19 protein-coding genes, 4 tRNA genes and 2 pseudogenes are annotated in these 18,948 nt (G+C 47.9%); 18 read left to right on the top strand and 7 right to left on the bottom strand.

The features are described 5' to 3' along the window. Positions 1-95 precede the first annotated feature (95 nt). The 6 genes and pseudogenes from DES54_RS14685 to DES54_RS14660 form a co-directional block, all read right to left on the bottom strand. Positions 96-350, bottom strand: a pseudogene (locus DES54_RS14685) (cell filamentation protein Fic); the annotation flags it as partial. Then, entirely contained in the window at positions 343-834 is a 492-nt protein-coding gene (locus DES54_RS14680; protein ID WP_113868633.1) for a YhfG family protein, read from the bottom strand. The pseudogene DES54_RS14685 and the gene DES54_RS14680, both read right to left, overlap by 8 nt. A gap of 207 nt (positions 835-1,041) precedes the next feature. After that, on the bottom strand, positions 1,042-1,575 hold the full coding sequence (blc, locus tag DES54_RS14675; protein ID WP_113868631.1) for an outer membrane lipoprotein Blc: 534 nt from the start codon (positions 1,573-1,575) through the stop codon (positions 1,042-1,044). A 61-nt stretch (positions 1,576-1,636) separates the two neighbouring features. Then, on the bottom strand, positions 1,637-2,458 hold the full coding sequence (locus DES54_RS14670) for an alpha/beta fold hydrolase (protein ID WP_113868629.1): 822 nt from the start codon (positions 2,456-2,458) through the stop codon (positions 1,637-1,639). 427 nt (positions 2,459-2,885) lie between these two features. Further along, positions 2,886-3,557 carry a MarC family NAAT transporter gene (locus DES54_RS14665; RefSeq protein ID WP_113868627.1) on the bottom strand — a complete coding sequence of 224 codons (672 nt, stop codon included), beginning with the start codon at positions 3,555-3,557 and terminating at the stop codon, positions 2,886-2,888. Positions 3,558-3,644: 87 nt separating this feature from the next. Continuing rightward, a complete protein-coding gene (locus tag DES54_RS14660; protein WP_240634947.1) occupies positions 3,645-4,133 on the bottom strand; it encodes an SRPBCC family protein in 489 nt (162 codons plus the stop codon). A gap of 311 nt (positions 4,134-4,444) precedes the next feature. On the opposite strand from DES54_RS14660, the gene pncC reads away from it, so the two are divergent. The 13 genes and pseudogenes from pncC to luxS all read left to right on the top strand — a co-directional run bounded on the left by pncC (position 4,445) and on the right by luxS (position 14,233). After that, positions 4,445-4,933, top strand: coding sequence for a nicotinamide-nucleotide amidase (gene pncC, locus DES54_RS14655; RefSeq protein WP_113868623.1), 489 nt, complete (start codon positions 4,445-4,447; stop codon positions 4,931-4,933). A 110-nt stretch (positions 4,934-5,043) separates the two neighbouring features. After that, on the top strand, positions 5,044-6,114 hold the full coding sequence (recA, locus tag DES54_RS14650) for a recombinase RecA (RefSeq protein ID WP_113868621.1): 1,071 nt from the start codon (positions 5,044-5,046) through the stop codon (positions 6,112-6,114). Between the two features lie 44 nt (positions 6,115-6,158). After that, a complete protein-coding gene (gene recX / locus DES54_RS14645; protein WP_113868619.1) occupies positions 6,159-6,647 on the top strand; it encodes a recombination regulator RecX in 489 nt (162 codons plus the stop codon). Positions 6,648-6,783: 136 nt separating this feature from the next. Continuing rightward, positions 6,784-9,411 carry an alanine--tRNA ligase gene (gene alaS, locus DES54_RS14640; protein WP_113868617.1) on the top strand — a complete coding sequence of 876 codons (2,628 nt, stop codon included), beginning with the start codon at positions 6,784-6,786 and terminating at the stop codon, positions 9,409-9,411. A gap of 309 nt (positions 9,412-9,720) precedes the next feature. Further along, a complete protein-coding gene (gene csrA, locus DES54_RS14635) occupies positions 9,721-9,906 on the top strand; it encodes a carbon storage regulator CsrA (protein ID WP_113868615.1) in 186 nt (61 codons plus the stop codon). 299 nt (positions 9,907-10,205) lie between these two features. Next, positions 10,206-10,298 (top strand) — tRNA-Ser (locus DES54_RS14630). Positions 10,299-10,305: 7 nt separating this feature from the next. Further along, positions 10,306-10,382, top strand: a tRNA-Arg gene (locus tag DES54_RS14625). Between the two features lie 63 nt (positions 10,383-10,445). Next, a tRNA-Arg gene (locus DES54_RS14620) sits at positions 10,446-10,522 on the top strand. Positions 10,523-10,598: 76 nt separating this feature from the next. Then, positions 10,599-10,675: transfer RNA gene (locus DES54_RS14615), tRNA-Arg, on the top strand. A 263-nt stretch (positions 10,676-10,938) separates the two neighbouring features. After that, positions 10,939-11,505, top strand: a complete 567-nt coding sequence (gene yqaB, locus DES54_RS14610) for a fructose-1-phosphate/6-phosphogluconate phosphatase (RefSeq protein ID WP_113868613.1) — start codon at positions 10,939-10,941, stop codon at positions 11,503-11,505. After that, a pseudogene (locus DES54_RS14605) lies at positions 11,502-11,924 on the top strand (YqaA family protein); the annotation flags it as partial. The gene yqaB and the pseudogene DES54_RS14605, both read left to right, overlap by 4 nt. A gap of 85 nt (positions 11,925-12,009) precedes the next feature. Continuing rightward, positions 12,010-13,563 (top strand): glutamate--cysteine ligase, encoded by a 1,554-nt coding sequence (gene gshA / locus DES54_RS14600; protein WP_113868609.1) that lies wholly within the window; start codon positions 12,010-12,012, stop codon positions 13,561-13,563. Between the two features lie 154 nt (positions 13,564-13,717). Beyond that, positions 13,718-14,233, top strand: a complete 516-nt coding sequence (gene luxS / locus DES54_RS14595; RefSeq protein WP_113868607.1) for an S-ribosylhomocysteine lyase — start codon at positions 13,718-13,720, stop codon at positions 14,231-14,233. A gap of 75 nt (positions 14,234-14,308) precedes the next feature. On the opposite strand, the gene DES54_RS14590 is transcribed toward luxS, so the two are convergent. Further along, a complete protein-coding gene (locus DES54_RS14590; RefSeq protein WP_113868605.1) occupies positions 14,309-15,103 on the bottom strand; it encodes a cytochrome C assembly family protein in 795 nt (264 codons plus the stop codon). 170 nt (positions 15,104-15,273) lie between these two features. Between DES54_RS14590 and ffh the strand changes: the two genes are divergently transcribed. The 5 genes from ffh (at position 15,274) to rplS (ending at position 18,813) form a co-directional block, all read left to right on the top strand. Then, the gene (gene ffh / locus DES54_RS14585; protein WP_113868603.1) at positions 15,274-16,635 is read left to right on the top strand and encodes a signal recognition particle protein; all 1,362 of its coding nucleotides are present in this window, start codon (positions 15,274-15,276) and stop codon (positions 16,633-16,635) included. A gap of 158 nt (positions 16,636-16,793) precedes the next feature. Next, positions 16,794-17,042 carry a 30S ribosomal protein S16 gene (rpsP, locus tag DES54_RS14580; protein WP_113868601.1) on the top strand — a complete coding sequence of 83 codons (249 nt, stop codon included), beginning with the start codon at positions 16,794-16,796 and terminating at the stop codon, positions 17,040-17,042. Positions 17,043-17,060: 18 nt separating this feature from the next. After that, on the top strand, positions 17,061-17,609 hold the full coding sequence (gene rimM, locus DES54_RS14575) for a ribosome maturation factor RimM (protein WP_113868599.1): 549 nt from the start codon (positions 17,061-17,063) through the stop codon (positions 17,607-17,609). Positions 17,610-17,647: 38 nt separating this feature from the next. Further along, positions 17,648-18,403, top strand: coding sequence for a tRNA (guanosine(37)-N1)-methyltransferase TrmD (gene trmD / locus DES54_RS14570; RefSeq protein WP_113868597.1), 756 nt, complete (start codon positions 17,648-17,650; stop codon positions 18,401-18,403). Positions 18,404-18,465: 62 nt separating this feature from the next. Beyond that, a complete protein-coding gene (gene rplS, locus DES54_RS14565; RefSeq protein WP_009111758.1) occupies positions 18,466-18,813 on the top strand; it encodes a 50S ribosomal protein L19 in 348 nt (115 codons plus the stop codon). The last annotated feature ends 135 nt before the right edge of the window (positions 18,814-18,948 follow it).

The raw sequence follows: 18,948 nt of genomic DNA, 5'->3' as shown, positions 1-18,948 counted from the left end.
CGGTTGGCAATGAGCCGTTTTATTATCGAGTTCGGTGACCGCCTGAGCGATCACCTTTAATACGGTGGCAGTTACACAGAATTATTTACAGGGTCACCTTTAGAAATATCGATACTCCGTATTTTTCCTGCCCAATCGAATAAATCCCCGAATATTTTTCTGTGCATTCCACACCAATAGTGCAGATCGTAGGGAGGTTCTTCAAATTCAATATCGAGAACCGCCAACTCGGATAGCTGACGCTCCGCATATTCGAATTTACTGTCATCGTTGATGCCGAGTTTATTTATCAGAACATCGCTCCCAGGATAGGTATAAGGATCTTGCCCTGAGCCGTATTTATCAGACATAACCACTCGCTTTATATATGGCAATCAGGTTTTTTCTCAGCGCTTCCCTTTCCTGTTTGTCGCTAGGAAGCGGTGTATCCTCAACGTTGAATCCCTCAAGGCGCATACTGTCCCGATAATTTTTTAGTTTCACCTGATTGTAGTAATCACGTTTTTCTTCCAGCGTCACCATGCGTGGGGATCGCGTTTTGTTTGGCAACGCTTTTGTCGTGATTTTACGATGTTGTTTGAATGTTAACAGGTCGGTATTTTTCAATTTTTCAATCAGCCGTTCCCCGTCACCGAACATGCCCCATGACGAGATATGTAAGACCTGCCGTTTGCCATTTTTTGCACGTGTAATGCCGATATCCATCGTTGACTGGAGAGTGCTTAACACTTCCTGTATCTCTCTTTCAGAGATACCAGTAGCGTTTACGATAGCTTGCGTATTAGGGGAATCCTCTTGTACCAGAGCCGCGAGTACCGCCATTTCATATCGCATGTGCTTTCACCTTTAATCCGCATATATATGCGATAAATAGTACCACAATTAAAGCCTGGCAGTACCTTAGCTACATTGGTGATGAGTAACTCATCAACTGGTTACCCGCTATTGACCACTTAACTATTTAAAAATAAAGATAAAAAATGAAAGATTAAGAGGATAAACAGTTTTTCGCAAAATCTTTTTATTTGGTGAGATTGCCCTTTAATGAGCCTGCTGATTCACCCATACAAGTTTATCGACCGGGAAATCAAGTTCTCTTGCGATGGATAAATAGCGTTGTTTTACATCGTTAGGGATCTCTGGTGTACGTGACAGGATCCACAAATAGTCACGGTTAGGTCCGCTGACCAAGGCATATTGATAATTATCATCCAGCGCGATGACGTTGTAACCGCCATAGAATGGTCCGAAGAAGGAGACCTTCAGTGCCGCAGTCGTCGTATCACCGGTAAAGTAAGCTTTCCCTTCGCTTGATTTCCACTGTTTCTTTACAGGATCGTAGCCCTGATTCAGTACGCTTAGGCCGCCATCGCCGCGCTTACCATAGGTGGCGCTCACTTGTTCCAGACCACGTTCAAAACGGTTTTCCAGACGAGCGATTTCATACCACTTGCCCAGATAGCGTGCCGCATCAAAATGGGATACAGGCGTTACGCCTTTCGGCGGTTTGGGAGACTTACAAGCCACTAATATCAGCGATAAAGCAACTCCTGTCAGGGCTGACCATAATTTCATAAATACTCCTTTATTGTTTCCAATTGAACTCGCTGTTTGATGTGTTCGCCGGGACATGAATTCAAAGGCTTTTCAGGAATGCCAGCAAATCCTGATTCAACTGGTCGGTATGAGTTACGGCAAAGCCGTGAGGCGCGCCCTCGTAGATTTTCAATTGCGCTTGCTTGATCATGCTTGCCGCGAGCTTACCGGTGGCTTCAAATGGAACCACCTGATCGGCATCGCCGTGAATGATCAGCGTCGGAACATCTATCTTTGCCATGTCAGGGCGAAAATCTGTTTCGGAGAAGGCGGTGACGCAATCTATCGTGCCTTTGAGTGATGCCAGCAGCGCAATATTCAGCGTTTGGGTCAGCACCCCCTGTGACACGTCGGATCCTTTGTTCAGACCATAGAAAGAGGTTGAAAAGTCGCTGATAAACTGGGCGCGATCTTTACGTAGCCCCTGTCTGATATCATCAAATACGCTTTTTTCCACGCCCTCGGGATGATCATCAGTTTTGATAAAAATCGGCGTAACGGCGCCAAGCAACACCAGGCCATCAGTATATTTTGTACCATAGCGGGAGATATAGCGCGTCACATCACCGCCGCCCATTGAAAAGCCAACCAGTGTGATGTCCTTAAGGTGCAGATGATGGATTAACTGGTTGATATCATCGGCAAAGGTATCGTAATTGTAGCCAGACCAAGGCTGGTCGGAACGCCCAAAACCACGGCGATCGAATGCAATACTGCGATAACCCTGTTCAGCGAAATAATTGAGTTGGCTGTCCCACATATCCGCATCAAGCGGCCAGCCGTGGCTGAACAGAATGGGTTTTCCCGTGCCCCAGTCTTTAAAATAAATCTCTGTACCATCTTCTGTAATAAAGGTGCTCATCTCTTTCTCCTTAATTCGCATAGTAGAATCTGTCGAATTTCAGATTCAATACTTTAGCCTTGGTGAGTGATCGAGATAAGGCAAGTTTTTGGCCGATTATTTTATGGTGCTGCGATTATCATATTAATTTTACAACTGATTTCCGCATGGTGCGCCTGCTTGATTTAATCAAAATAATTAGTTAGGGATGTGCCGAAAATAAAGTATTGCCAATGTTGTTTTACATCCATCTTATTAACCTTACCTGACTATGACAATACTATACATTTTTCTTGTTATATTTCTTTCATCCCTTGTAATACATCACATCCCTGTAAATGTTGTGTTAACCATCCCTGTCATTAGAATGACTTTTCCCGCCTTGTGCGGGATTTTTTTTGCAGCGCGATCATATAATCCAACCCGTCAATGAAGCTCTATATCATTATTAATGATAGGTCTTCACGATCTCCAACGTGCCATTAATAATGAACTGAACGCCCATGCAGACCAGCAAAAAACCCATCAGACGCGAGATTGCTTCAATGCCGCCTCTCCCGATCAGTTTTATAATCAGATGAGAACTTTTCAGCGTCAGCCACAGGAGCAAACTCACCAGCATAAAGGTCAGTATGGGGGCGACGGTTATCACCCACGGTGTGATATCAACACCGCTTTTGATTTGTGAAGCGGTACTGATGATAAGCGCGATGGTTCCAGGGCCGGCGGTGCTGGGCATTGCCAGAGGGACGAAGGCGATGTTCACCGTATTGTTTATACGGCTGTTATTGATTTCATCCGTTTTGCTTTTGACTTCAGGGATAGGCTCCTTTTGTTGCGGGAAAAGCATACGAAAGCCGATAAACGCCACAATCAGCCCACCGGCAATACGCAAGCCGGGAATGGAAATACCGAAGGTATTCATGACTAACTGACCGCCATAGAATGCGACGGTCATAATGATAAAAACGTACAGCGAGGTCTGAAATATCTGTCGATTTTGCTCGCCCCGACTCATATCCGCAGACAGGCCGAGAAACACGGCGATGGTGGTTAGAGGGTTAGCGAGAGGTAAAATAAGGACCAAGCCAATACCGATGGTTTGAATCAATTCCAGCATTTAATCTCCTGTGGGCGATAGAAAACAATGTTGCGCAATAAATGCAGCCGTAAATAATGCCATTTCCTCCGGGCGGACTTTCCCTTTTCAGGCGTCGTCGTTTTCAGCCAGGTTTTTGAAGCGCTGTAGCGTTTTTGTCAGCATTTCCTTGGATAAAATATCGAACATTTGGCTGATTTTTTTTCCCAGTAAACCGCCGGGGGGATCGAAGCGAATCATCAATGTGACTTCGGTGCCCGTACCTGATGGCGCAGGTTTGAACGACAACCGGCCTTCATTCGGAATACGCGCGCCTTCAAGTGAGCGCCAATGGATATACTCGCCGTTTTTTTCATCAACAATTCTGGCGCGCCATTCAATAAGGGCGCCAAACGGTGTATTAACGCGCCAGCGTGAATCGGTGTAATTGAGAATATCGATAGTAGCGAAATGATTCATCAGGACGGGCAGCGTTTCCGGTTTACGCCAGAGAGCAAATAACGTTTCGGCCGGACGATCAATCGTGATACTGCTGCGAATTTCATCTGAATCCTTTTCGCCTTTGATACCAAGGTTCTTCAGAAAAGAAGGGCGCACTGGAAATTCTCCCTGTGGTTTTATAGCCAGAAAAGACGTCTTGCAGGGCATTTTGACTGATATTGACGATGAAGCAAAGCCGGAAGATAGATTGTCTATATACCCGCAGCGGTTATCGGCCTGTTTAAACATGCCTGAGCGATTTTACCCGCCGAATTTATGTTTATTGGCATGCGTTCCAGCAATGGCTTTAATGCTATGTAATACCGTGCTCTCCCTTGCAGTGCGCTTCGCATATCTGGTGACAAACCCGCTTTTATGAGGAAAAGTGTTACCCTTGTTTATTCCCTCCTCATTAAGATGATATGGCAATGACGGAAACTGAGATTTCACGATTAAGCGCTCTGGTCGGTTATCGCCTCAAGGCGTGTGGCGCAAAGATAACCTGTGCGGAATCCTGTACCGGCGGGTGGCTGGCGAAAGTGATCACTGATGTCGCGGGTAGCTCCGGCTGGTTTGATTATGGTTTTGTGACTTACAGTAATCAGGCCAAACAGGATTTGGTTCATGTGAATGAAAGCACGCTTTCCCAACATGGCGCGGTTAGCGCCGAGGTGGTTGAGGAAATGGCGGTGGGCGCGTTACGCGCCGCTGGAGCGGATTTCGCAGTTTCTGTGAGTGGTATTGCCGGTCCTGAAGGTGGTTCTGCTGAAAAACCCGTCGGGACGGTCTGGTTTGGTTTCACTAATAAACAGGGCGTCAACTTTGCCCGCAAAATGTTATTCAGCGGAGACAGGAATGAGGTGCGCTTGCAGTCGGTACACTTTGTGCTACAAACGCTGTTGGATGAATTTCTGTAAAAATAATCTTGATGCTGTATGTGTATACAGTATAATGTCAGCAATTATTCGGCAATCCATGATTAAGTGACCGCGTAGAGAATGTTTTACGCCGCATGACAGGAGTAGAAATGGCTATTGATGAGAACAAACAAAAGGCTCTGGCAGCAGCACTGGGTCAGATTGAAAAACAGTTTGGTAAAGGTTCTATCATGCGTTTGGGCGAAGACCGCTCAATGGATGTGGAAACAATTTCTACCGGTTCTCTGTCTCTGGACATCGCATTGGGCGCAGGTGGCTTGCCGATGGGCCGTATCGTCGAAATTTACGGCCCGGAATCATCAGGTAAAACGACACTGACTTTGCAGGTTATTGCTGCGGCACAGCGCGAAGGTAAAACGTGTGCGTTTATTGATGCCGAGCATGCGCTCGACCCGATTTACGCCAAAAAGCTTGGCGTGGATATCGATAACCTGCTGTGTTCTCAGCCGGATACCGGTGAGCAGGCATTGGAAATTTGTGACGCGCTGACGCGTTCTGGCGCGGTAGATGTCATTATTGTCGACTCCGTGGCCGCATTGACGCCTAAAGCGGAAATCGAAGGTGAAATCGGTGACTCACACATGGGCCTTGCCGCTCGAATGATGAGTCAGGCAATGCGTAAACTCGCGGGTAACCTGAAACAAGCTAATACGCTATTGATTTTCATTAACCAGATTCGCATGAAAATTGGTGTTATGTTCGGCAATCCGGAAACCACGACAGGCGGTAATGCGTTGAAGTTTTATGCTTCAGTCCGTCTGGATATTCGCCGTATTGGTTCGATCAAAGAGGGCGATGAAGTGGTGGGGAGTGAAACCCGTGTAAAAGTGGTTAAAAACAAAGTGGCCGCGCCTTTCAAACAGGCTGAATTCCAGATCCTGTATGGAGAAGGGATCAACATTTACGGCGAACTGATTGATCTGGGTGTTAAGCATAAGCTGATTGAGAAAGCGGGTGCCTGGTACAGCTACAACGGTGAGAAAATCGGTCAGGGCAAGGCCAATGCCTGCAATTTCCTGAGAGAAAATTCAGCCATTGCTGCTGAACTGGATAAGAAGCTGCGTGAAATGCTGTTGCATAAAGGTAATGAACTTTCCCCTGCCGCAGCTGGTGAAGGTTATGACGAAGAAGTGGCGGGCGAAGGAAGCGAAGAGTTTTAATGTCAGGACGTGTATGTGGCATAACGTTGTTTACGGGTTGGTGAATGAGTAAATCATTACGTTATGCGATGAACGTGCTTGCCGTTCGCGATCATAGTGAAGTTGAAATACGCCGCAAGCTTGCGGCGTATTTACATAAATCAGCACCAGATGAAGCCGATCCTGATGATATTGCCGGAAAGGTTTCGCGCGAGGAAATCGAATCAGCCATTCATTATTGTACGGAGCATGGTTGGTTAGATGATGAGCGTTTTACCCGTCGCTATATCAGCAGTCGCAGCCGTAAGGGATATGGCACACAACGTATCAGAGCGGAATTAAGCCAAAAAGGTATCGATAAAGAAACGATCACTGCGGCTTTTAATACGTGTGATATTGACTGGTGTGAACTGGCGAAATCGGCGGCAGAACGAAAATTCGGGTATCCTCTGCCTGATGAGTGGAAAGAAAAAGTAAAATTGCAGCGATATTTGCTATATCGTGGTTTTTTCCATGAAGAAATCCAATCTGTTTATACGAATTTTTCAGATTGATGCATACGGGATTTTACTTCCCATCGAAGAAAATTTATCTTATTCCCACTTTTTGTTCGTGAGTTGCACGGTAGCGTCAGCATGCTGCACTAACCTTGCCCGCGATCTGTTCTTTTAGTTTGATTTCAGGACAATTATGAGCAAGAGCACCGCTGAGATCCGTCAAGCGTTTCTCGATTTTTTCCATAGTAAAGGACACCAGGTTGTTGATAGCAGTTCTCTGGTGCCGAATAACGATCCGACGCTGTTATTCACTAATGCGGGTATGAACCAGTTCAAAGACGTGTTTCTGGGGCTGGATAAACGTAGCTATCTGAGAGCGACGACTTCACAGCGCTGCGTGCGAGCGGGCGGTAAACATAACGATTTGGAAAACGTTGGTTATACCGCGCGTCATCATACTTTTTTTGAAATGTTGGGTAATTTCAGCTTTGGTGATTATTTCAAGCAAAACGCCATTCATTACGCATGGGAACTGCTGACGTCGCCAGAGTGGTTTGGCCTGCCAAAAGAGAAATTGTGGGTAACGGTATACGCTACGGATGATGAAGCCTATGATATTTGGGCAAATGAAATCGGCATCCCTCATGAACGCATTATTCGTATTGGCGATAACAAGGGCGAATCCTATGCGTCGGATAACTTCTGGCAGATGGGTGAAACCGGTCCTTGCGGCCCATGTTCTGAAATTTTCTATGATCATGGTGAACATATCGCCGGCGGCCCGCCGGGAAGTCCTGATGAAGATGGCGATCGCTATATTGAAATCTGGAATCTGGTTTTCATGCAGTTCAACCGACAGGCGGATGGCGCCATGGTGCCGTTACCAAAACCGTCGGTTGATACCGGTATGGGGCTGGAGCGTGTTTCCGCCGTGTTGCAGCACGTTAATTCAAACTATGAGATCGATTTATTCAAGACGCTGATTGCTGCCGCATCCAAAGCGGTCGGCACGACGGATCTGGACAATAAATCTCTGCGCGTGATTGCCGACCACATTCGTTCTTGTGCTTTCCTGATTGCCGACGGAGTGATGCCTTCCAATGAAAACCGTGGCTATGTTCTGCGTCGTATCATTCGCCGTGCTGTTCGCCATGGCAATATGCTGGGCGCGACGGAAACATTCTTCTACCAGTTGGTCGCACCATTAATTGATGTCATGGGTTCTGCGGCGACTGATCTGAAAAAACATCAGACGATGGTTGAGCAAGCGCTTAAAACGGAAGAAGAGCAGTTTGCCCGCACGCTGGAGCGGGGTTTGTCATTGCTGGATGATGAAATCAAAAATCTGTCTGGTGATACGCTGGACGGCGAGACCGCGTTCAAACTCTACGATACGTATGGTTTCCCCATCGATTTAACGGCGGATGTCTGTCGTGAACATGGGTTGAAAGTGGATGAGAAGGGATTTGACCAGGCCATGGAAGCACAGCGCCAGCGTGCGCGCGAAGCCAGCGGTTTTGGTGTGGATTACAACAATCTTGTCCGTGTGGATGCAACCACACCATTCTGTGGTTATGAGCAGACTCGTCAGCAATCCACCGTCATCGCGATCTATCATGACGGAATATCGGTAGAGCAGATTACGGCGGACGAAGAGGCTATTGTTATCCTTAATGAAACACCCTTCTATGGTGAGTCTGGCGGACAGGTTGGCGACAAAGGCGAATTAAAAGGCGTCGATGTAAACTTTGTCGTGCAAGACACTCAGAAATATGGTCAGGCAATCGGTCATATCGGCAAGCTAACCCAAGGCGTTCTGCGTGTTAACGATAGCGTTGATGCTGTTGTTGATCGTGCGCGTCGTGACCGTATTCGTTTGAACCACTCAGCTACGCACTTGCTGCATGCCGCGTTGCGTCAGGTCTTGGGCGAACATGTCGCGCAGAAAGGTTCGTTGGTTAACGACAGCTATCTGCGCTTCGACTTTTCTCATACTGAAGCGATGAAACCGCAGCAGGTTCGCCAGGTTGAAGATATCGTCAACACACAGATTCGTCGTAATCTTGCGGTACAAACTGACGTGATGGCGCTGGCCGATGCGAAAGAGAAGGGGGCAATGGCGCTTTTCGGCGAGAAGTATGACGATCAGGTTCGTGTGCTGACCATGGGTGATTTCTCTATCGAGTTATGTGGCGGTACGCACGCAACGCGTACCGGCGATATTGGTTTGTTCCAGATCGTTTCCGAATCGGGTACTGCTGCCGGGGTACGTCGTATCGAAGCCGTGACCGGGGAAAACGCCTTGTCCGCATTGCATCGCCAAAGCGATGTTTTGCAGGACATTGCGCACCTTTTGAAAGGTGATAGCAACAATCTGATCGATAAGCTCCGTTCTGTACTTGAGCGTACTCGCTCACTGGAAAAAGAGCTTCAACAACTGAAAGCTCAACAGGCTGCGCAGGAAAGTTCTTCTCTTTCAGGTAAAGCGAAGCAAATCAACGGCACGAAACTGTTGGTCACCCAGCTGGATAATGTGGAGGCCAAGCTGCTTCGCACTATGGTGGATGACCTGAAAAACCAGTTAGGGTCAGCTATCATTGTGTTGGCAACAACGGCTGAAGGTAAAGTCAGCCTGATTTCCGGGGTGACGAAGGATCTGACTGATCGGGTGAAAGCCGGCGAGTTAATTGGATTTGTTGCCCAGCAGGTCGGTGGTAAAGGCGGTGGTCGTCCAGATATGGCACAGGCCGGTGGTACCGATGCGGCGGCATTACCTTCCGCATTAGCGAGTGTTGAGTCCTGGGTCGCTGATAAGCTGTAAATCAATATTTTTGTTGTCCAACAAACGCCATGGCTGAACGAATGGGTTATGGCGTTTTTGTCTTGTAGGAAAGGTATCCGGCAAGCAAGACGCTTTGAAAAATCCCGAAGCCGGGTATGCTCAAGTGCCTTGTGGCGATAACAAAAGCACAAGCTACTTATTATCGACTAAACTAAAAAGTAGCGACAAACCGAGAGTGTGATGGTGGGCGTTATACCATCGTCTAGGTTTACGTTTTCACGACATATGATGGATAATGACGGGGAGACAGAGAGACCCGACTCTTTATAATCTTTCAAGGAGCAAAGAATGCTTATTTTGACTCGTCGAGTTGGCGAAACCCTCATGATTGGCGATGAGGTAACGGTTACCGTGCTAGGGGTAAAAGGTAACCAGGTGCGCATTGGTGTTAATGCGCCTAAAGAGGTTTCTGTCCACCGAGAAGAGATCTATCAACGAATTCAGGCAGAGAAGTCTCAGCCGAGCTCGTATTGATTGGCAATGCGTCTCGCTGAAGCGAGACGCTATTGTTATTTTCCGTATTTCCCTTCGGATGTTTATCAACACATTCTTCCCGTCTGCGTTATCGTTTTCCTTTGTAGGATAACCATCTGTTTTTCTGTTGATAAAATGCGCTTTTTGTTGCGGATTCATTCGTCTTGGACGCGAATTGCGCAAACAAACATAAGTTGGGAAAAATTGTTTGACTTATAAGTCCGGGAAAGTAATATGTGCGCCACGCAGTACCGGTGAGCACTGACAAGAAGTTTTAACAGTGATTACAGGTAGTGTACGGTGAGGTGGCCGAGAGGCTGAAGGCGCTCCCCTGCTAAGGGAGTATGCGGTCTAAAGCTGCATCGAGGGTTCGAATCCCTCCCTCACCGCCATTTTATTGCATCCGTAGCTCAGCTGGATAGAGTACTCGGCTACGAACCGAGCGGTCGGAGGTTCGAATCCTCCCGGATGCACCATTTAAATGGCAGATTGTTTTAGTAGTGATAAGCAAACACTACAGTAGATAAAGAATTATCAATGCATCCGTAGCTCAGCTGGATAGAGTACTCGGCTACGAACCGAGCGGTCGGAGGTTCGAATCCTCCCGGATGCACCATTCCTGAATATCCCAATCAGTTTTATAACAAGTTATTCGCTTACTTAATCAGGCGAAATAATTTGCGCGTCATTATGCATCCGTAGCTCAGCTGGATAGAGTACTCGGCTACGAACCGAGCGGTCGGAGGTTCGAATCCTCCCGGATGCACCATATTTAGTTAATTCTCTCTTGCTAATTCCTATTCCACCTAAGCTACATTGTTTGCGATGTTATCGCGCTGCATTTTTAAGGATGAAAGCACTATCCGATGACGCGTTGTCCGTTGGATGGCGTGCGCAGATAAGGTCGGCTTTGCTATAAGGTACCGCCATAACAGCAATAATGGCCTGATTGTTATAGGGTTATTGAGTGAGCGACAATGTTTTTACTTTGCGATAAAGTAAGCCCTCTTTTCCAATGAGCATGGAGTCATGATGTACGATCGTTATCAAGGGCTGATCTTTGATATGGATGGCACCATACTCGATACAGAACCGACACACCATAAGGCATGGGATCAGGTGTTGGCGAAGTACGAAATGAAATATGATGCGGCGGTCATGACCGCATTGAATGGATCACCTACCTGGTGGATCGCCCAGTTTATTATTGAACGCCATCAGGCGGATATCGATCCGTATCAACTGGCCGACGAAAAAACGGTAGTAGCGGAAACCATGTTGATGGATACGGTAAAACCGTTGCCGTTGATTGACGTCGTCAAACATTATCATCGACGCCGCCCTATGGCCGTTGGAACAGGTAGTACCCATCGTATGGCGGACAAACTTTTAAAACATCTTGGGTTGTACGACTATTTTGATGTCATTGTTGGTGCTGACGATGTCGTCAACCATAAGCCTTTCCCTGATACTTTCTTACGCTGTGCCGAGCTTATCGCTGTGGCGCCAGAACACTGTGTGGTGTTTGAAGATGCCGATTATGGTATTGAGGCGGCTAAGCGTGCGAAGATGGCAGTGGTTGATGTCCGTAAACTGTGACTGAGTTCTGGGCTTTATTCTCTCTTTTTTGGAGCAGTTTACTGAGTGCGACACTATTGCCCGGTAGTTCGGAAGTGTTGCTTGTTACGCTCTTGGTTTCTGGCAGCGCCAGTCCCATTTTGCTCATTTTTGTGGCAACAGTGGGAAATACGCTGGGAGGGGTAGCAAATATTTTTATCGGGCGCTTATTACCTAAGCCCAAACAGCAGCGAGGACATACGATGGCGATACGCTGGTTAAAGCGTTATGGCCCCGCTGCGCTATTATTTAGCTGGGTTCCGGTAGTTGGCGATTTATTGTGCGTGTTGGCGGGTTGGTTACGTATGCCTTGGATGCGTGCAGCCGTTTTCATCGGTATCGGGAAAGCGTTGCGCTATATCGTCCTGACAGGGATAACCTTACAAGGTATTGCATGGTGGCATTATCTGGCTGATGAGGTCTGGCGAGTGGCGCCACGTTTCAATTATGCTTACAAACATTACATTTTAACAACGGGAGGTCGATTTGATCCCGGACATATCAAAAGCGCTTTCTTGGCTGGAAAAACATCCACATGCTTTGAATGGCATCCAGCGTGGAATTGAGCGTGAAACTTTGCGCGTATTGGCGAATGGACATCTCGCCATGACAGGTCATCCTGAGCAGTTAGGTTCAGCGTTAACGCATTCGTGGATTACAACGGATTTCGCTGAGGCATTGCTGGAGTTTATTACGCCGGTCGATGAAGATATCGACCACATGCTGACGTTTTTACGTGATATTCACCGCCATGTCGCTCTTAGTCTGGGTGATGAGCGGATGTGGCCTTTAAGCATGCCATGCTTTATTGCCGCAGAGCAGGATATTGAGTTGGCGCAATACGGGTCATCCAACATTGGGCGTTTTAAAACACTGTATCGGGAAGGCTTGAAGAATCGCTACGGCGCGCTGATGCAGACAATTTCTGGCGTGCATTACAATTTTTCGCTGCCGCTGTCATTTTGGCAGGCCAGAGCGGGCATCAGCGATATTGAAAGTGGCAAGGCCGAGATTTCAGCCGGTTATTTTCGCTTGATCCGTAACTACTATCGATTCGGTTGGATCATTCCTTATCTGTTTGGCGCTTCTCCTGCTATTTGTTCGTCTTTCCTGCAAGGGCGTGAAACGTCGTTGCCATTTGAGCGCACCGATAAAGGCATGTGTTATCTGCCGTATGCCACGTCATTGCGGTTGAGCGATTTGGGCTACACCAATAAATCGCAAAGCAATCTTGGCATTACGTTTAATGATCTGGATACCTATGTCGCCGCACTAAAACGCGCCATAAAAACACCTTCTGAAGAGTATGCTCAGGTAGGTGTAAAGAAAGATGATCGATATTTGCAGTTGAATACCAATGTATTGCAGATCGAAAATGAACTCTATGCACCAATCAGGCCGAAGCGTGTGACCCGCGCCGGTGAGACGCCTTCCGACGCCTTGCTGCGTGGCGGGATAGAATACATTGAGGTGAGAGCGCTTGATATTAATCCTTTCTCGCCGACCGGCGTCAGCGCCAGTCAGGTGCGATTCCTTGATTTGTTCCTGATTTGGTGTGCTCTGGCGGATGCGCCGGAAATGAGTGCTGAAGAGTTGGCCTGTAATCGTAAAAACTGGAACAGCGTGATACTGGAAGGCCGTAAACCAGGGCAGACTATCGGTATGGGTTGTGATGCCGCACAACGGCCTATTGCTGAAGTCGGAAAAGCGTTATTTGCCGATTTGCGTCGTGTTGCGGAAGTGTTGGATGACGGAAATACACAGCCTTACTATCAGCAGGTTTGTGATGAGCTGATTACAGGTTTTGATGATCCAGAAAGCACGTTCTCTGGACGATTACTTGATCTGATGAGGAAAGAGGGCAGCGGCGGCGTAGGCCTTCATCTTGCGGACGAATATCGTAAGATACTGATTAGTGAACCATTGCAGATCTTGACGGAGGAACAGTTGCAAGCAGAGTGTGTGCGTTCCTGGCTTCGTCAGCGGCAGATTGAAGCAGAAGATACCATGAGCTTTGACACGTATCTGGCTGCACAATAAAAAAGAAAAGGCCACATAAATGTGGCCAAACAAACATCTCTAATTAGGGATGATTATAATAAATGCGCGTCTTTCAGTAATTCAGACCAGCATGAAAAAGAAAAGTTTCCCGGAAACGAGAAAAAATAAAATTTTTCTATGAGGAGGTGACGTTATGCCGTTACTAGATAGTTTTACTGTAGATCATACCCGGATGTCAGCGCCGGCTGTACGGGTCGCCAAGACCATGAAAACTCCTCATGGCGATACCATCACGGTCTTTGACCTACGTTTCTGCCGCCCTAATATTGAAGTCATGCCGGAGCGCGGAATTCATACATTGGAACATCTGTTTGCTGGCTTCATGCGTGACCACCTGAATGGCGAAGGCGTCGAGATCATCGATATTTCCCCTATGGGATGTCGTACCGGCTTCTACATGAGCCTGATTGGTACGCCGGTAGAGCAACGTGTTGCCGATGCCTGGAAAGCGGCAATGGCCGATGTGTTGAAAGTAACTGATCAGCGAAAGATTCCAGAACTCAATGAATATCAGTGCGGAACCTATGAAATGCATTCTCTGACGGAGGCGCAGGAAATCGCGCAGCATATTCTGGACCATGATATTGGCATCAACCAGAACGACGATTTGGCGCTGCCGAAAGATAAACTGGCAGAATTGCACATCTAGCGATATCTGATTCAGCATGCCAGAATAAAAAGAGAGCCGGAAGTTGGCTCTCTTAGTTTTTTTGGGGATAAGGGTTCAAGCCGCGACGAAATGCTGTATGACTCTGCTGCCGAAGTAGGAAAGAGTTAACAATAGCGCTCCCAGCAGGCTGAACCAAACCACGCGGCGTCCACGCCAGCCTTCATGATAATGTCCCCAGAGCAGCAGGATATAGATGAACCAGGCAAACAGAGAAAACACGGCTTTATGCAGATTTTCTTTGTTGCCGAGCACGTCATCCATGTAGAGCAATCCCGTACAGAGCGTCAGCGTCAACAGAATGACGCCGACCTGCGTAATATGGAACATTTTCCGCTCGATGCTCATTAATGGCGGCATATCGGCGGCAAATCCCAACTTTTTATTTTTTAGCAGATAATCCAGCCAGGCGAGTTGTAGCGCGTAAAGCGCGGCAATAAGCAAGGTGGCGTAAGAAAACAGCGCCAGACCAATGTGGAACATCAGTCCTGGCGTCTCTTCCAGATGCGTGATGAACTCTCCGGGCATGAAACTGGCAAAAGCCAGATTTATTAATGCAAACGTATAAACGATCGGAAGTAAAAACCACCCGCGGTTGCGTGAGGCAACGATGGTCATCACGGTACAGATAATGAGGCTGACAAGAGAGCCAATGTTTAACAGACTGAGATTTTGACCGGCCTGAACGTCAAAAATGCGTTGATAAAGCGCCACTGCATGACAGATAAGCGCAACGCTGGCCGAAAGTATCGCCAGCCGACGATATGCACTGTTCTTGCGTAGCAGACTGGGAATGATCAGTCCGAGGCTGAGTGTGTAGGCGGCCAGCGCCACAATAGCGAAAACAGACATACAAGTAGGTTATTGAACGTCAACTAAGTAAAGTGAAGAATCAGTATAGCGTTAGTCTCACTGGGGACCAACTGTTCTCCGTTCGAGCCGCAGGGATCGTCGGCGCTTTCGTGTTATAATCCGTCTATTCGCGTCGCGGCTTGCGGCTTGTCATTCGTTGAGCATGAGATATGTTTGAAAATTTAACCGATCGACTATCGCGCACATTGCGCAATATCAGTGGCCGTGGGCGGTTGACTGAAGACAATATTAAAGAAACGCTGCGTGAAGTTCGCATGGCATTGCTGGAAGCTGACGTCGCTTTACCGGTTGTTCGCGATTTTATTCATCGCGTCAAAGAACGCGCGGTAGGACATGAGGTCAACAAAAGCCTGACGCCAGGACAAGAGTTCGTCAAAATCGTCAAGAATGAACTCGTCAATGCGATGGGCGAGAGCAATGCGGCGTTGGATCTTGCAGCGCAGCCGCCCGCTGTGGTGCTGATGGCCGGTTTACAGGGTGCCGGTAAAACCACCAGCGTCGCTAAACTGGGTAAATTCCTCAAAGAAAAACAGAAGAAAAAGGTGCTGGTTGTTTCTGCGGACGTTTATCGCCCTGCGGCCATCAGGCAGTTGGAAACGCTGGCGGAATCGATTGGCGTCGATTTCTTCCCATCAACGGCACAGGAAAAGCCGATTGATATTGTGAGTCGTGCGTTACAGCATGCCAAACTGAAATTCTATGATGTGCTATTAGTCGATACCGCAGGGCGTCTTCATGTTGATGACGCCATGATGGACGAGATTAAACAGGTTCATGCGGCGATCAATCCGGTGGAAACACTGTTTGTTGTCGATGCCATGACCGGTCAGGATGCGGCGAACACGGCGAAAGCTTTTAATGAAGCATTGCCGTTAACTGGCGTGGTCCTGACCAAAATTGACGGCGATGCTCGCGGCGGCGCCGCGTTGTCGATCCGCCATATTACCGGCAAGCCGATCAAATTCCTGGGGGTTGGCGAAAAAACCGAGGCATTGGAGCCTTTTTATCCTGAACGTGTCGCCTCCCGTATTCTCGGCATGGGAGATATGCTTTCTCTGATTGAGGATATCGAAAGCAAGGTTGATCGTAGCCAGGCAGAAAAGTTGGCGCAAAAGCTGAAGAAAGGCGACGGCTTTGATTTGACCGACTTTCTTGATCAACTCAAGCAGATGCGCAATATGGGCGGTATGGCCAGCATGATGAGCAAAATGCCGGGAATGGGGCAATTGCCGGATAACGTCAAATCCCAGATGGACGATAAAGTGCTGGTCCGTATGGAGGCGATTATCAACTCCATGACCCGTCAGGAGCGGGCTAAGCCGGAAATTATCAAAGGCTCCCGGAAACGTCGTATTGCGATGGGATCGGGGATGCAGGTTCAAGACGTCAACCGCCTGCTCAAACAGTTTGATGATATGCAGCGTATGATGAAGAAGATGAAAAACGGTGGCTTGGCGAAGATGATGCGCGGGATGAAAGGCATGATGCCGCCGGGATTTCCTGGGCGTTAACGGCGGAAATCCCACGGTGAATGCCAAGTATCGCCAGCTTTTTACGCTTTAGATTGCTTTCTGCGCCAAAATGAGTAAAATTTTGGGGCTTTTTATATGACACACTGGGCCCCGTTCCTCGATGGGGCCCGGTTGTTTTATTAACTAAAGAGGATGTTATGGTAACAATTCGTTTGGCACGTGGCGGCGCGAAAAAACGCCCGTTCTATCAAGTCGTCGTGACCGATAGCCGCAATGCGCGCGATGGTCGCTTCATTGAGCGCGTAGGCTTCTTCAACCCGATCGCAACAGGTCAGGCAGAAGCTCTGCGTTTGGATCTGGACCGTATCGAGCATTGGATTGGTCTGGGTGCAACAGTGTCTGATCGCGTATCTTCGCTGATCAAAGACGCTAAAAAAGCAGCATAATCTGTTGCGGTGGTGGCAATGAGCAAGCAACTTAGTCCGAAAGCGCCCGTTAATCCCATTGTATTGGGGAAAATGGGATCGACTTATGGCATCCGTGGTTGGCTCAGAGTGTTTTCATCCACCGAAGATGCCGAAAGCATTTTTGATTATCAACCTTGGTTTATCCAGGCAAAAAGTGGTTGGCAGCTTATCGAGATTGAAAGCTGGAAACATCACAATCAGGATCTCATCATCAAGATTGACGGTGTTGACGATCGTGAATCGGCCAATCTGCTGACTAATTGCGACATTGTCGTAGATTCGACGCAATTGCCTGCCCTGGATGAAGGTGATTATTATTGGAAGGATCTTATTGGCTGTCAGGTCGTGACCTCAACGGGTTATCAACTGGGTAAAGTCATCGATATGATGGAAACCGGTTCAAACGACGTGATGGTAATCAAGGCTAACCTGAAAGATGCATTCGGGGTCAAGGAGCGGTTGGTTCCGTTCCTCACTGAACAGGTTGTCAAGCATGTTGACTTTTCTGCTCAAACTATTGAAGTAGAATGGGATCCTGGTTTTTGAACTCTGATCTGACCAGTAGTACTAAGTGGAACGAGACAATGTGGATTGGGGTTATCAGCCTGTTTCCAGAGATGTTCCGCGCAATTACTGATTTCGGAGTCACTGGCCGGGCAGTTAAAAATGGCCTGCTGAGCGTACAGTACTGGAGTCCGCGGGACTTCGCTTACGATCGGCATCGCACCGTGGACGATCGGCCTTATGGCGGCGGTCCCGGAATGCTGATGATGGTGCAGCCTTTACGGGATGCGATCCACGCAGCGAAAGCAGCGGCAGGCGAAGGTGCCAGAGTGATTTATTTATCACCTCAGGGCCGTAAATTAGATCAGCAAGGCGTGCGTCAACTCGCCACCAATCAGAAAATGATTCTGGTTTGTGGACGGTACGAGGGAATTGATGAGCGTGTAATTAAAACCGAAATTGATGAAGAATGGTCAATCGGTGATTACGTACTCAGCGGTGGGGAACTACCGGCAATGGCGCTGATTGATTCGGTTGCCCGTTTTATACCGGGCGTACTGGGTCATCAGGCATCGGCAGAAGAAGATTCTTTTGCCGATGGATTGCTGGATTGTCCACATTTTACTCGTCCTGAAGTGTTGGCTGGCATGGATGTTCCGGCAGTTTTGTTGTCAGGAAATCATGCCGAGATTCGTCGCTGGCGTTTAAAGCAGTCGCTGGGCCGAACCTGGCTTAGAAGACCTGAACTTCTGAAAAGCCTAGCTCTGACTGACGAGCAAGCAACGTTGCTGGCTGAATTCCAACGTGAATATCAGGCCGGGCAACATGAGTATTAGGTGGTCGTCCTGGTGCGCCAGACGAACCCAAATATCAGTTTACCTAGGGTAAGAGACATATTATGAGCAACATTATCAAGCAAATTGAACAAGAGCAGATGAAGCAGGACGTACCTGCATTTCGTCCGGGTGATACCGTAGAAGTGAAGGTATGGGTTGTTGAAGGCAGCAAAAAACGTCTGCAGGCATTCGAGGGCGTGGTTATCGCTATTCGTAACCGCGGTCTGCATTCTGCATTCACTGTTCGTAAAATTTCTAACGGCGAAGGCGTAGAACGTGTTTTCCAAACACATTCTCCTGTCGTTGACAGCATCGCTGTTAAACGTCGTGGCGCCGTCCGTAAAGCCAAACTGTACTACCTGCGTGAACGCACTGGTAAGTCTGCCCGTATCAAAGAGCGTCTTAACTAATAGCGCGCTTTCGCAACATCCGAAAGTGGTTATGAATGAAGGGCTTAGCCAATGGCTAGGCCCTTTTTTTATGGTTTATGGCGGCAAAGTGGCGGCAGAATATCTTCTTGTGACTTATTTCAGGCACAAAAAAAC

The sequence above is a fragment of the Brenneria salicis ATCC 15712 = DSM 30166 genome (assembly GCF_003315515.1).
GTDB classification, from domain to species: Bacteria; Pseudomonadota; Gammaproteobacteria; order Enterobacterales; family Enterobacteriaceae; genus Brenneria; species Brenneria salicis.
The sequence above is the reverse complement of the archived record's forward strand: the minus strand, read 5'-3'. Positions and strand labels throughout refer to the sequence as shown.

Coding starts and splice junctions, on each gene's coding strand:
- DES54_RS14680 (WP_113868633.1), bottom strand. CDS start 834: ATGCGATATGAAATGGCGGTACTCGCGGCTCTGGTACAAGAGGATTCC.
- blc (WP_113868631.1), bottom strand. CDS start 1,575: ATGAAATTATGGTCAGCCCTGACAGGAGTTGCTTTATCGCTGATATTA.
- DES54_RS14670 (WP_113868629.1), bottom strand. CDS start 2,458: ATGAGCACCTTTATTACAGAAGATGGTACAGAGATTTATTTTAAAGAC.
- DES54_RS14665 (WP_113868627.1), bottom strand. CDS start 3,557: ATGCTGGAATTGATTCAAACCATCGGTATTGGCTTGGTCCTTATTTTA.
- pncC (WP_113868623.1), top strand. CDS start 4,445: ATGACGGAAACTGAGATTTCACGATTAAGCGCTCTGGTCGGTTATCGC.
- recA (WP_113868621.1), top strand. CDS start 5,044: ATGGCTATTGATGAGAACAAACAAAAGGCTCTGGCAGCAGCACTGGGT.
- recX (WP_113868619.1), top strand. CDS start 6,159: ATGAGTAAATCATTACGTTATGCGATGAACGTGCTTGCCGTTCGCGAT.
- alaS (WP_113868617.1), top strand. CDS start 6,784: ATGAGCAAGAGCACCGCTGAGATCCGTCAAGCGTTTCTCGATTTTTTC.
- csrA (WP_113868615.1), top strand. CDS start 9,721: ATGCTTATTTTGACTCGTCGAGTTGGCGAAACCCTCATGATTGGCGAT.
- yqaB (WP_113868613.1), top strand. CDS start 10,939: ATGTACGATCGTTATCAAGGGCTGATCTTTGATATGGATGGCACCATA.
- luxS (WP_113868607.1), top strand. CDS start 13,718: ATGCCGTTACTAGATAGTTTTACTGTAGATCATACCCGGATGTCAGCG.
- DES54_RS14590 (WP_113868605.1), bottom strand. CDS start 15,103: ATGTCTGTTTTCGCTATTGTGGCGCTGGCCGCCTACACACTCAGCCTC.
- ffh (WP_113868603.1), top strand. CDS start 15,274: ATGTTTGAAAATTTAACCGATCGACTATCGCGCACATTGCGCAATATC.
- rpsP (WP_113868601.1), top strand. CDS start 16,794: ATGGTAACAATTCGTTTGGCACGTGGCGGCGCGAAAAAACGCCCGTTC.
- rimM (WP_113868599.1), top strand. CDS start 17,061: ATGAGCAAGCAACTTAGTCCGAAAGCGCCCGTTAATCCCATTGTATTG.
- trmD (WP_113868597.1), top strand. CDS start 17,648: ATGTGGATTGGGGTTATCAGCCTGTTTCCAGAGATGTTCCGCGCAATT.
- rplS (WP_009111758.1), top strand. CDS start 18,466: ATGAGCAACATTATCAAGCAAATTGAACAAGAGCAGATGAAGCAGGAC.